This is a genomic window from Spirosoma sordidisoli (genome assembly GCF_004138325.1).
Classification (GTDB): domain Bacteria; phylum Bacteroidota; class Bacteroidia; order Cytophagales; family Spirosomataceae; genus Spirosoma; species Spirosoma sordidisoli.
On record NZ_SBLB01000001.1, the window covers coordinates 1,350,668 to 1,364,038 of the forward strand.

11 protein-coding genes are annotated in these 13,371 nt (G+C 48.2%); 2 read left to right on the forward strand and 9 right to left on the reverse strand.

Annotated features, from left to right (window positions below; genetic code table 11):
* Positions 1 to 28: 28 nt before the first annotated feature.
* The 7 genes from EQG79_RS05860 to EQG79_RS05895 form a co-directional block, all read right to left on the reverse strand.
* Positions 29 to 343, reverse strand: coding sequence for a hypothetical protein (locus EQG79_RS05860; protein WP_129600557.1), 315 nt, complete (start codon positions 341 to 343; stop codon positions 29 to 31).
* On the reverse strand, positions 340 to 1,653 hold the full coding sequence (locus EQG79_RS05865; RefSeq protein WP_129600561.1) for a hypothetical protein: 1,314 nt from the start codon (positions 1,651 to 1,653) through the stop codon (positions 340 to 342). The genes EQG79_RS05860 and EQG79_RS05865 overlap by 4 nt, the downstream gene beginning before the upstream one ends.
* A gap of 497 nt (positions 1,654 to 2,150) precedes the next feature.
* On the reverse strand, positions 2,151 to 2,522 hold the full coding sequence (locus EQG79_RS05870; protein ID WP_129600565.1) for a hypothetical protein: 372 nt from the start codon (positions 2,520 to 2,522) through the stop codon (positions 2,151 to 2,153).
* Positions 2,523 to 2,890: 368 nt separating this feature from the next.
* Positions 2,891 to 3,982: a M48 family metalloprotease gene (locus tag EQG79_RS05875; protein WP_129600568.1), complete on the reverse strand. Its 1,092-nt coding sequence runs from the start codon at positions 3,980 to 3,982 to the stop codon at positions 2,891 to 2,893.
* 23 nt (positions 3,983 to 4,005) lie between these two features.
* Positions 4,006 to 4,188 carry a hypothetical protein gene (locus tag EQG79_RS05880; RefSeq protein WP_129600571.1) on the reverse strand — a complete coding sequence of 61 codons (183 nt, stop codon included), beginning with the start codon at positions 4,186 to 4,188 and terminating at the stop codon, positions 4,006 to 4,008.
* Positions 4,189 to 4,663: 475 nt separating this feature from the next.
* Entirely contained in the window at positions 4,664 to 5,863 is a 1,200-nt protein-coding gene (locus EQG79_RS05885) for an ATP-binding protein (RefSeq protein ID WP_165358839.1), read from the reverse strand.
* A gap of 795 nt (positions 5,864 to 6,658) precedes the next feature.
* The gene (locus EQG79_RS05895) at positions 6,659 to 7,621 is read right to left on the reverse strand and encodes an alpha-E domain-containing protein (protein ID WP_077924060.1); all 963 of its coding nucleotides are present in this window, start codon (positions 7,619 to 7,621) and stop codon (positions 6,659 to 6,661) included.
* A gap of 198 nt (positions 7,622 to 7,819) precedes the next feature.
* Here EQG79_RS05895 and EQG79_RS05900 point away from each other — a divergent pair, with 198 nt between their 5' ends.
* Positions 7,820 to 8,584, forward strand: a complete 765-nt coding sequence (locus EQG79_RS05900; protein ID WP_129600577.1) for an NIPSNAP family protein — start codon at positions 7,820 to 7,822, stop codon at positions 8,582 to 8,584.
* 67 nt (positions 8,585 to 8,651) lie between these two features.
* On the opposite strand, the gene EQG79_RS05905 is transcribed toward EQG79_RS05900, so the two are convergent.
* Complete coding sequence (locus EQG79_RS05905) at positions 8,652 to 9,368, reverse strand: DUF3267 domain-containing protein (RefSeq protein WP_129600580.1); 717 nt, start codon at positions 9,366 to 9,368, stop codon at positions 8,652 to 8,654.
* Positions 9,369 to 9,436: 68 nt separating this feature from the next.
* Here EQG79_RS05905 and EQG79_RS05910 point away from each other — a divergent pair, with 68 nt between their 5' ends.
* Positions 9,437 to 10,831 (forward strand): Gfo/Idh/MocA family protein, encoded by a 1,395-nt coding sequence (locus EQG79_RS05910; protein ID WP_129600583.1) that lies wholly within the window; start codon positions 9,437 to 9,439, stop codon positions 10,829 to 10,831.
* 11 nt (positions 10,832 to 10,842) lie between these two features.
* On the opposite strand, the gene EQG79_RS05915 is transcribed toward EQG79_RS05910, so the two are convergent.
* Complete coding sequence (locus EQG79_RS05915; RefSeq protein ID WP_129600586.1) at positions 10,843 to 13,335, reverse strand: OmpA family protein; 2,493 nt, start codon at positions 13,333 to 13,335, stop codon at positions 10,843 to 10,845.
* Positions 13,336 to 13,371 lie beyond the last annotated feature (36 nt).

A 13,371-nucleotide genomic window follows, 5' to 3' on the forward strand; every position in this document is an offset into this window, starting at 1 on the left:
CGCGGAGCGGACAATTACGCAAAAGATGTTATAACAAATCCAAATAACTTGCACCACTTTCGATTAGCTCTCTGATTACGCCTTGAGTTACCTGAGATGCTGTACCTTCAAGTAACTTTTTGAGAAAACCCTTAGCTTGATTCTTTTCTTCAACGTTTGACTCATTACTCTTAATTTGCTGAATAGCTTTTGCAATTGATTCTCTATCAGCAGTAGATGAATTATCAGTTGCAAGCAATTCAATTATCTTCTTATCTGTGTCAGTGAAAACAGAATTATTGTTGATGATTTTATCACCAAACTGTTGGTTACCTCCGTATATTTTTTGACTATTAATTTTCATAAGTCATGTTTGATTATATCTGCAAATTGTTGATTTCCTCCATTAATCAATTGGGCATGAATAATGTTGTCCTTATTAGTTATACGTTCAAGTAAAGTATAAATTCTATCATTTTCTTTTTGAAGCATTGAATTTTTAAGATTAGCAAGCTCCATACTATGCTTCAAATTTGTTATTTGTTGTTTTAACTCTAAAACAAATATATCAAAACCTTCCTTTGTTATCGGCGTTTCAATGTTAACGCTTAAAGAATCAATATTCTTTTTTGTGAAATTGATATACTCACTCAGATATATCTCAAAATCACTTACAGTAATTGATTCATCTACTAATTCCATATCTATTATTAAACTTTCATTCCTCTTTAAAACATCAAATTTTATATTTTTCCCTTTTGTTATCTCTACGTAATTTGTAAAAAATGATAAGAATTGTTGGTATGACGTTACTAATTCTTTCGGAATCTCAATTTCAATAAACTTAAATTTATTATTAAAATATTCTACGAGTGGCTTTAAATCATTAATATTTTTAACAGTTATACTGTGGTCATAGAATTCGTGAAACTTTTGGTTTGTTAAATAAGTATTAATATAATCTGTGCTATCGTTTATTTTTTCTGTTGATATAAAGATTCTACCTGACAAAATATTTGAATATCCAATGTCTCTTGTAAAAGAACCAAAAAAGCAATTATTCTCAATTGTTGATAAATCACCAGCAATACTTATTTCATAAATCAATTTGGCTGGAGCGTATCTAATTTCATTATTCTCTTCGTCATTCTTTTGATTTTTATTTATATAATAATCATCTGTTAGAAGTGACCATTCTTCGCTATTAGCAATAACAGGTTTTTCGTATATTTTACATAATGTAGAGCCGTTATTCAATGTATAAGAGCCGATATATGATTCATCGTTTTTAATATCTCTAAAAGTGTAATTCTGTTCCAATACATCTATTCTGCCTTCAAGTAATTTTAAAACTTTTGTGTCTTTTTCAAACAAGTATATGTAACAATCGTGTATGTAATAGCTTTCTTTGTCTTCATGAATAAAACCAATTTCTCCGTTATCGTTAACTAAAATCGAAAGTTTGTATTTTTTCAGTAGACGAACCAAATAATTCTTTCTCGTTTCATAAGAAAGATGATTGTTCGGGTTTTTTAAGCCATAAAAATATGAAGCAGAAATTTCAAGTTCTTTTGCAATACTCTTAGTGCTTACCTTTTGATAATGTCTAACATATGTCATGGTAGCATCAAGTAAGACAGTGACTTGAGAAGGGTGAAAAGTAAATTTATTCATATTGGAGCAGCATTCTTAAGCTTTATATAACGACCAACAGCACTTGCCAGATCAATAAGTCGATATTAGGACGAAGCATAATGTAGTGGTTGTTGGCGCAATGTAAGCAATCGCTAACTGATTAAATATGTTGGCTAGCCCAACCGGAGCGTTTCCTTTGTCGCAGGAAAGTCCGATATGGAAGCTCAGCGACCCAGCCGGGGCACTTCTCGTGTCAACGGGAGCCGGACTTTGGCGCCTAAAAGTTCACTGTCCGAGCCGTGCCCCTTGTCGACCGAAAGCCCACCACTATGTTGTTTCTCAGCCCCGCACCCAACGACCATGAGTGTTGATGGTGGTTTAACAACTCACGGCAACGAACGTACCTGAACCTTTACACACTCATCATGTTGGGCTGCGACCTGCCTTCGGGACGAGCTTCCTGTCGCAGGAAAACTACCCCTTATAAACTCAAACTAATAAAATTGCCATTCCAGCCTTTTGTCTAACCTCGGTTTCTATTTCTTCAATGCTTTTCCAAAGGCATTGAAATTAGCCGGTTCAGTCTGTATGTAGAATGTAGCCTTGAAGCTATTAGGAGCAGTAAAAAAGTTCTTAGCCACAACCTTCATGGCAGATGCACCGTTGGGGGCAACGCAAAATACTTCAAGTAATATATAGTGGCTTGAGTTTTCCCAATCGCCTGATTTGTATTGTACAATGTGGTTGGTGTTTTTCGGGAAATCTACAAGTGCATTACCAAACTCTAGGAACGTCTCGTCATCTGCATAAAATACCAACTTGCACGAAGTCTCACCATTTGACATCCGAATGGAAAGCTCAACCATGTCATCGTCATCCCAAATGTTTGTAATGTCAATTGTTTTCATTTTTTCTGTTCAAACCTGACTTAGCCAAGTGGCCAACTTGTCGAGGGAACCTGCTCCAATTAATCTTGGGCTTGCCTAGTACGGCGTTCGCCCTGTCAACCGGAACCCGACCAACGAACCCAAACTTGCCTATCGGGGCGGCTCCACTGTCGCCGGTAACCCGCCTTGCACTCATATCCTGGCCGGATCACCCAACACCCCTGAGTGTTGATGGTTGGTAACGCTACGTGCCTGAACGCAAACCGCTTTCAACCTTTACACACTCAGTCAGTTGGGCTGCCAACTTTCCTGCGAGACGTGCGTCCTGTCCCCCACTAACTACCCCACGCGGAGCGGACAACTACACATTGTTCACTCGCATGGAACACTTATTGTGCGGGTAGATATTTTATATATGCAAAATATCTACTTGGTGCAGTACCTTCTTCACCATATGCAAATCTAATTCGTCGTCCAGGTACCAAAATAGCATGGAGCCAGCTTAATCCCGCTCTTCCAACGGCTTGTTTGGCTTCCCAAGGATCATATAAACTTACCCAAACTTTATCATGCACTCTGAGCCCGCTTTCATCACTTCCGCCATTCTTGGTAATATATATTTCGTAAGTTGTATTTTTTTCATCTACTTCTGTAATGATTCCTTCACACTTATCGCTAACCCAAGAACCGTTTCCGTTTCTACTTTTCAGTGCTGAATATGATTCTTCGTCTAAAAGATTTTCTGTGTTGAATTCAGACATCCCTCCCGTGAAATCATCAATATCTGGTGGTGGCGGTGGAATTGCAGAATTGTATCTTGTTTCATTTGCTTCATTCCAGCCCTTTTCAATAGCGGCTAATCTTCTCTGTTTTGCTGGATGAGTCAAAGATTCGGTTTCACTACCAAGCGTTTCCATTGCTGCCTTTGCTTGGGCAAGCGTAGCTCCAAGTTTATACAGTACAAAACCAGAAAATTTATCAGCCTCAAGTTCATCTGATGGATTTGAGCCTTTTTTGGAAATAGTGTGACCTGCAAGGTGGTGTCCGATTTCATGCGCTAAAATAGACATTGAAGACCAATAGTCGCCAGACTGCTGGTCAGTATATGCTAATAGTCTTGGGTCATATAAAATGTATCTTTCATTGTTTACAATTGTGGCAATGGCATTCTCAATATTGGCACTAAAAATCTTAAAATTAGATGCAAGGCCCGAAAATTTTAAGATTGAATTAATTTGACTTAATTCTCTAGGTCTTGGTTGATACAAGGTTATTGAATTTTGCTCAGGTGTTTTATTATAGCCACATCCGCCGGAAAATCCATCAATTTTACCGTTGATCGACTCAGTTGGTTCGGTTACTTGAATAATTGTATGTTCAGTATGCATTTGATTTTGAGTGGTTTCATTGTTTGTTTTGCTTGGCTGATTGTTGCACGAAACTAACAACAAGCTAAAGAGAAATAATTTTGTTGTTTTCATAGTTGCTATGGGAATTCAAATTGTCAAATCCCTAATCTATCTTTTATCTCATTAATATCATCTTGGATTTCATCAATTTGAGACCAACATTGGCAACTGTCAGCTTCATCTAAAATCTGTGCTTGTTGAAATGCTAAGAACAAAAGCAGAGCAATTATAATTAACTTTAAATGATTGACGACTACAGAATTTTTTGCTTTTTCCATTGCGTATATATTTACTGCTGAACACTCAATTCTTGCATACGTTGTACAAAACTCCTTCTTCGAAAAGTGCTCGCTGTCAGCGGAAGTCTGTCTACGCGAAGCGAGCAAAACGAACTTTATCCGCTTTTGTCGAGCCGCAAGCACCGGGACGTTTCCTGTGTCGCAAGAAAGGGGCTAACCTATCTAAGCCCGAATTACGGGGCGGTTGGCTTGTCAACGGGAGCCGCCTAACGAGCTAAAACCACCCTGTCACGGGACGTACCGTCTGTCGACCGACGCCCGCAAACACGCTTTTCTTTATACCTGTCTGGCGCACCCAACGACCACGGGTGTTGATGGTGAGCGAGTCACTTGCTTGAACAAAAGCCACTTGAACCTTTACACACCCGTTCGGTTGGGCTGAAAATCTTCCTCCGGGGCGAGCAACCTGTCACAAGAGACGACCTCACGCGGAGCATATGCAACTTCTTCTGATTTAGAAGTCCAAAAAAAGTTGGCTTTGGTCAGTCTTCTGTTCACCCAATCTTGTTTTTAAAAACGGTAAAAGAAGAGATTCTTTAAATAAAAGAGTCTGGTCAGATTGCCTTATAGTTATGTATTCTTTGTTACTTAAATTGTGAACTGCTTCCTCCAATGAAGCACGATTTAAGTTAGTTATTGAGAGTAATTGTTTATAGATATCACTTGCTTTTGTAGGTTTATAAAACCTAATCAAAGCTTTTAATATCTCTTTTTCAGAAACGCTTAATTTGTAAAATGTAAATTTGTATTTAAATAGTAAACTACTAAAAGCAGATTCAAAAGCTCTTTCCTTACCTTTCAAATAATGTTGAATGTTAATTGTTTTACTGGATTTATCATTATTGAATTCTTCCAGCATATAAAAACCAACCTGCTGTGCATAATAGGGTTGTCCTAAAGATTCAATAGCTATAATTTTTTTTATTTTGTCTGGGATTTGTAACTGAAGATGTTCCTCAGCTTTCGACAAGAAGATAAATATGTTTTTCTCGTCAAGTGGTTTTAAATAAATAGGTGTAATATTTCTGCTTATGCTAGGATGCTCCCCAAATATTGAATGTACTTCTTTTCCGATTCCAGCAAAAACAAATTTATGTGGAAAAGTATCGGATTTATTAGAAATAGCTTTAATTAGTGAAACTAAATTGTGTTTTGTTCCATTATCGAGGGTATCCATTTCATCAAGAAAAATTATTTTCCTATCCTTAATTTTTCTCATTTCAGACTCAAGCATATAAGCGTTAAACTGTGCATTGGCTATGCCTTTTTCTGACGATGTTGTTTTTGAACTTGAATCAAGTGAAGCTTCAATCAAAAACTTGCCACCAATTTTACCTACCTGTTGATTTTCATACGTATTATTTGTAATACTGATATTTAATCCACACTCATTCAATATTGCAAAAGAAAGTTCTGTAAAGTTAGCTACAGTATTGACTTCTATTTGTATAAAATTCTCGGGTAATGAATTTTTCACCAAGGATGTTTTTCCTATACCACGTGGCCCCAAGACAAAGGGGTATTGTCCCGATGATTCGAGAATAGATAATAGGCGGCTTGCTTCTTCCTCTCTTCCTATCAACATATCACTATATACAGGAGGAGAACCTGGGGTGAAAATGTTTTGATAAGTTACCTCGTTCTTAGTGGCCATAAATCTATTGTTAGTCGCACCTACCATTTTTGTACCGAGCCTTGTCAAGCCTGACTATTGGGGCGGTTGGCCTGTCGCAAAGACGCGGCCCCGCAAACCAAAACCTTACTAACCGGGGCGTTCAAATTGTCGACCGAAACCCGCCGAACGAGCAAAAACCTGACCGTTGGTGCAGGCAACCTGTCGCCGGAACGCTGCCCTGCAAGCACTTTATGGACTCGCACCCAACATAGTATTGTACGCAAAACTGCGGAACTACTTCTTGCTGATAGTCAGGCAGATATAGTTCCGCAAGTGACGCTTAATTTTGTGTAGCTTCCAGCACCGTTTGTAAAGAACGAGAAAGCCAGTAACCCCCACAACTACTTACTATCCAATTGACTAAACGGTATATATCTTTATCAGTACAGCGGCTTTGGGATATCGACGGTTACCACAATTACTTCTTCGATCAGGCTGGTCAGTTGTACCGATTTACGGCCCGCGGTGATGTCAAAACTGTGCGCCGGACGATGAAGCGATACACACAGGGCTATGTATTGACCAGTAAATTCTATAGTCTGACCCAACTTCGTCCCCTGCTCCGGCGGCACGTACCTACAGATTATCTAATGGGTTCGTGAGGGTGCCGATTTTATTAGCCGTAACGTGGGTGTACTGCATGTGCTCATGACCTAAACGTCACGGCATAGCGAGTTGGCCGTGCCCATCGCCAGACGGCAGTCAGCTACGAAAGCATCGCGTGCGCGAGATGAAACTGAGCCGACACGACTGAAAAAGCCACCTTGGTTACCGTTAGGCCTCTACGGGCTTCAGATCAAAATAGGTCTGAAAAATGGCCGTACCCACTTCGTTTGTGCGCGTCTGAAACTGATCGAGGTACTGGTGCAGGCCCGCCTTGAAAATATCGGCGGTTTCGGTGAATTCTATTTCGGTACGGAGCTTGGAGAGAGCCCGTTCGGCGGGGGTACCGAAGCCCTGGGTCGGGTTATTGCCCGATATCTCATACAGCGACAACTCGGCCTGCCGGATACAGTGGGCCACCGCTCGGGGAAACATCTTATCCAGGATCAGAAATTCGACAATGCTGGATGGCGTCAGGCTGCGGTACTGCTGGCGGTGCATGTTATACGCACTGACCGACTTCAGTACGGCCGACCAGATCATGAGGTCGATGGTTGACCCGACGGCGTCTACTTCGGGCAGCAGCGTGAAATACTTCACGTCCAGAAAGCGCGACGTTTTGTCGGCGCGCTCCAGAAACCGGCCCAGCCGCCCAAAATGCCAGGCTTCGTTGCGGGTAATGGTGGCGTCGATGATGCCGTAGAACAGCTGGGTGCTGTTGCGTACTTCGGTAAAAAAATGCTGAGTCTGGTTCTGGCCCCACTGCTGCTTGGGAGCCATGTCACGCACCATGAGGTAGAACTGGTTCAGGTGTTCCCACATCTCTTTGGAGATGGCCTCCCGAATGGTACGGGCGTTTTCGCGGGCGTTGCTCAGGCACGACACAATCGAGTTCGGATTCCGCTTGTCGAACGTCATAAACTGAATTACGTTCTCCCGGGTGGGCTGGTCGTAATATTTCTCGAACAGATGATTGTCGGCCGTAGCAATCAGCAACGGCTCCCACTGCTGGTCTACGTTGGGAGGTAGGTCGAGCGCCAGGTTAAAATTCACGCTCATGAACCGGGCGTAGTTCTCGGCCCGCTCAATATAGCGGTGCATCCAGTAAACAGAGTTGGCAACGCGGCTCAGCATAGACTAAAAGCGTTAGTTTTAGAGGTGGGTGACCAACAAAAATAGGGTTTATGCGCTATTCTACAAGTATTGCAACCCTGGTTTTCGCTTTTCTCCCGTAGCGACGGTAGCCGACCACTCCCCTACCGGCCCGTCAGTACAAACCTACATTCCTGTATCAACCACGGCTATCCCTATCGCCTGCCCGTCTTTACCATTATGTCCAGACTATCTTTTTTACTGACCCTCATCATGCTGTCAGTGTCTACGCTGCATGCCAACGCAGCACCGGGAAAACCGGCTTCGTCCAAGCTTTACGAAATTCGCATCTACTACCCTACGCCCGGCAAATATGCCGAGATCGTGGATCGATTCCGGCAGTATACGACCCGGCTCTTTGCGAAGCACGGGATGGAAAATATCGGCTACTGGACTCCTACCGACACGAGCCGCAAAGAATTGATTTACATACTGGCCTATCCCGATCGCGAAGCCCGCGAAGCGTCGTGGCAGGCATTCAGAAACGACCCCGAATGGCAGGCGGTAGTAGCCAAAACAGAAGCTAAGGGAAAGCTGGTCGACCACGTAGACCAGATTTTCATGACCGAATCGCGGCTGTCGCCCACCATCAAAACAGGCGTCAAAAACCCCGAGCGTGTTTTCGAGATGCGTACGTACACGTCCCCTCCCGGTAAACTACCGAACCTGCTGACCCGCTTCCGGGACCATACGATCAAGCTGTTCAGCAAACACGGCATGACCCATATCGGCTACTGGATTACGACCGAAGCCGATAACAAACAGCCTAAGCTCATCTACATCCTGGCCCATCCGAGCGAAGCAGAAGGCCGACAGCACTTCAAGGACTTTGCCGCCGACCCCGACTGGGTCAAAGCCCGCGAGGCCTCAGAAGCCAACGGCAAAATCACCGAGAAAGTCGAGTCGGTCTATATGAAGCCCACCGATTATTCCCCGATCCGGTAGAGACGCAAGGGCCGGGCGGCCCGGCGCGACGGCGGCCCAGCCCTCGCGACAGCAACAATCCATCCGGTCAGGAGACGTAACCCATCCGGTCAGGAGACGCAAGGGCCGGGCCGCCGGGCGGTTGCGTCTCTACGGGTTCGAAGAAATACGACATGCGTTCGCCTTCTACGTCGTCGTAGGTGTAGATGGTGCGGGGGCGGTGTCTGTACCAGTACCGAATCAGAACAAAATCGCCGATGCAGGCACTGCTGTGAATGAGCAGAAGCCCCGCCCAGAACACGTAATAGGCCGGCACGAGCACCCAGCCCGCAACCAGGCCGATGGTGATAACCAGAAAAGGCATAACGGCCACAAAGGCCACTTCGCGCATGGTGGTCGGGAAGTGCTGGCTGTAGGCATATACCATCAGACTTTTCAGGGAATACCCATACCCTACCTTTGGCGCACCGATGTATTTGAAAGCCAGCCCGTGGATGAGCTCATGAATAGGTAGCAACAAAAAAAGTCCCAATACGGCCGCGCCGATCTCCCATAACTCTGTTCCAGCGCCCGATTTGCCCACGCTGCTTACCAGGTAGTAGGTAACAGTAAAACCAAGCGCCCCGCTGATGGCACCCACTCCCATCATGGTCAGTGTTTTCTTCCAGTTTTGCCGGGCGGATTGCTGCGGAGATGGGGCCGTGCCCAGTTCGCGCATAATGAACTGATTCATCTCGTCGATTTTAAACGATTCGATCAGTCGATACTGCCCGGAATGATGTAGTTCTTCGACGGTAGGACGCATGGGCGCAGTCGATTAGTTTTCGTAACAAAGGCACAAACAGCAGGTTCAGTCACCAAAGCTACAACGTTATGAAATTACTTGAACACCTCGCCAATGGGCCGGCTACCGACACCACGGATACCGCTTTGTCGCGCCAGCATTTTCTGCGGCTGGCGGGGCGCAGCGTAGCCGCAGGCTTCGCGGGAAGCCTGGCCGCATCGTGCCAGACGAGCCGGAACCCGGCCACAGCTTCGGGCGTATACAGTACCGCGGGAGGAGCGTCGGTGCCAAAGCTCCCGGCCACATCGCCCCCCGCCAACGTACCCGACAAACCCGAAGATCCCGTTAAACTGGAAGCCTGGAAGGCAAAGACCGAACGGGAGTCCGGGCCTACGCCGACCCCCATGGCCCCGGATCAGCGCGTTGGCTATGCGCTGGTAGGTCTCGGCCATCTTACCCTGGAAGAGTTGCTACCCGCTTTTGGCGAATGTAAAAAGTCGAGGGTGGTAGCCTTGGTGAGCGGTAATCCGGACAAAATGCGTAAGGTAGCCCGCCAGTATGGCATCAAAGAATCCAGCCTCTACAGCTACGACACCTACGACCAGCTGAAAAACAACCCGGAGGTTCAGGTCATCTACATTGTACTGCCCAACGGCATGCACGCCGAGTACACCATCCGGGGTGCGCAGGCGGGCAAGCATATCCTCTGCGAAAAGCCCATGGCCAACACCCCCCAGGAGTGCCAGGCGATGATCGACGCCTGCCAGAAGGCCAACCGAAAGCTGATGGTAGCCTACCGGATTCAGTATGAACCGAACAACCGCATGATTCGGGAAATGATACAGTCGAAGCGATTTGGCCAGACCAAGTTCGTTGAAGCGTTCAATGTGCAAAACTCAGCCAATCCGGATCACTGGCGCCACAAGAAAGCGCTGGCGGGTGGCGGAGCCCTGCCCGACATCGGCTTGTACTGTCTCAATACGGTTCGCTACCTGCTGGGCGAAGAACCCACCGAAGTGTTTGCGTATCAGTACAGCACGCCCGGCGACGCCCGTTTTCGGGAGGTAGAAGAGATGGTCAGCTGGCAGATGCGGTTTCCGAGTGGTATCGTTGCCAACTGCGGCACCCACTACGGTGTTCACGAAACCCGTCGCTACCGGGTCATGGCCGAACGCGGCTGGATGGGACTCGATCCGGCTTTTGCCTATAACGGACTGCAGCCAGAGGTGTCTTATGCAGAAGGAAAAATCGAACATAAAGAGCAGCCGAAGCAGGCCGAGAAAAATCAGTTTGCAGCCGAGATGGATCACTTTTCTGACTGTATCCTGAACGACAAGCAACCCTTTACCCCCGGCGAAGAAGGGCTTCAGGACCATAAAATCATGGCCGCTATCTACCAGTCGGCCCGCGACGGGCGCCCCGTGAAACTAACGGCCGTGACGAAAAAAGATGCGTTTCGCGGACCACTGCCGGAGATGCAGTAACCGGCCCGGGGCTAGAGTAGCACAAACTCGACCCGGCGGTTCTTTTTTCGGTTTTCTTCGTTATTGTTCGGCGCCACGGGTTCAGTGGGGCCACGCCCCACGGCCCGGAGCCGCTGTTTACGAATGCCTTTGCCAACCAGATAATCAACCACCGACTGGCAACGGTCGCGAGAGAGCTGAACGTTGGCGTCGAAGTCGCCCTGGTTGTCGGTATGGCCCTGTATCTCGATACGCATCGACGGATACTGGCTCAGTACCTCATACAGCTGATCAAGTTCGGCATAGGATTCGGGACGCAACACCGGACTGCTCTGATCGAAATACAGCTTGTTGAGCCGGATGCGTTTTCCTTTTTCAACCACACCGAACGCTTTGGTAGCTACCGCCGATACGGAAGCGGCTGCGGTTTCGGGACCAGGAGCTGGCGTTGGCGTTGGCCTAATCGCGCTGGAGTCCGTCTTCTGAGCGACTACCGCAACGGGTTTCGCCACTAGTCTGACCAACACCTCGTTCTGCGCCTTATCAATGGTAACGGACCGGCTCAGGTCTTCGTACCCTTCGGCCAGGGCGGTAAGCTGATAAGTTCCTTTCGTGGGCACGTGAATGCTGGCCTGCTGCGTACGCGCATCGGTTTTTAGCGACTGGGGTTCCGGCTGGTCGGGCCCGGCCAGCCGGAACTGCGCATTCGGAACGGACTGGCCGGTCTGGCTGTCGACGGCCCGCACCGTCAGAAAAAAACGAATCGCATCCAGCTCCGCGTCGAACTCGTACCGTTTCCCGCCCGCCGGTACGTCGATGCGGAGCGTTCGTCGAATCGATGTATAGCCCGGCGCACTCACCTCGATCGTCAGGTCATCGTTGGCCGTGAACTGTTGCTCAAGTCGCCCGTCGGGTAGCGTAAACTGTTCCGTTTTCCCGCTGGCTGTCGACGTGATGGCAACGACGGCCGAACGCAGCGGCTGCCCGATGTGCATGGCGAACACTTTGATGGTTAGCACGCTGGGCTGTCGGCGCACGGTATCGGTCAGCACCAGACGCGCCGTATCGGCCAACGCCGGTTGTGACGCCCGTATTCGCTCAACGACGGGCTCTGCCGGTTTAGGAGCCGCTACGGGCGGGGGTACGGGTTCCACACTGGTAGCCGCCGACCGCGGTGGCTCGGTTACAATTACAATATCGTCGGCATGACGGCCCGCTGCGGGCAGGGTGCTGGGGTCTGCCCGAATGGATCTCAACCGAAAATTGGCCGGAATGACGGCGCAGGTCAGGTAAGCTGCCCGGTCGACAGCCCGGCTCATAAGCCGGTATTCTTTTTCATTGACCGACAGCCGATACCCGTTCGTTATGGGCAGCAGCACCGTATAACGCCCATCGGCCGGGTTGGTCTCGACCGTGGTGACCACGCTTCCAGACGCTACGTCGGTCACCACCACCCGGACCGGCAGGGGCGCGCCCGTCAGCGAGTCGGTCACGAAGCCCTGTACGGTAGCCAGTTTAAACGGCCGGAGTTCTTCAGGAATTGCCGTTGTGTACAGGTCGCCGTCGCTGACGTAGTAGAGCAGATCCCCGCAGGCGCTGATGGCCACCGACTGATCGGATCGTTTCGTGTTGATATATTGTAGGTTCTTCGGCTCTGACCAGCGCCCGTCGGCCTGCATGGTACTCATGTAAAGATCGAAATCGCCCATGCCTCCGGCTTTGATCGACGAATACACCAGGGTGCGGCTGTCGGCCATGATGCGCGGAGCTTTCTCGCAGTCGAGATTAACCGGCGGGGGCAGTTCGATCGGGCGTTTCCACTGGCCGTCGCGTCCTTTTTCGGAGACCAGGATGCTGTAGCAGGTATGCCCCTCGCGGGAGCGGCTGGTCAGGTTTTCGCGGACAAAATACAGCCGGCGCCCATCGGCCGAAATACTGGGAAACCCTTCGTAGCCGCTGGTGTTGATGGCCGGGCCGGCGTTGACGGGCGGTCCCCAGCCGTCGCGCTGCCGAACGCAGTAGTAAATATCCTCGCGACCAAAACCGGGTTTGGTGGGAAAATTGGCAAAGAAGAACAGGTAATTGCCATCGTAGCTGATGCTGGGCCCGCCAATCAGGGGTGTCATCCCATCGCTATCGTATCGATTGATCGACTGGATCGGCTCGGGCCGGGTCCACTGCCCGCTCGGGTGCAGATGCGCTTCGTACACGCCGAAAAACTGGGCGCTGAGCTTATCGTCGACAGCCTGCTGATCACCCTCGGCGTTGATACGCGGCACTTTCCGATACGCATTGACAAACAACCCGTAGCGATCCGACTGAAAAATGAGCGTTTGCCCGTCGGCACTCACCGATGGGGCATATTCGATATGTTCGCGTAGGTTCAGCGGCTCCGGCATTCGCTTTTTCCCCTGCGCCAGCGCATCGGCACCTGGCACAGTCAGCAGCCCGGTCAGTACGGCCCTGGCCAGATACCTAAAAACCGGTCGACTCAGGCATTGCCGGAAGCCAATAGTGATCATCATGCAGGTTGTTTTCAGCTATCGACGCGATGCTCGACT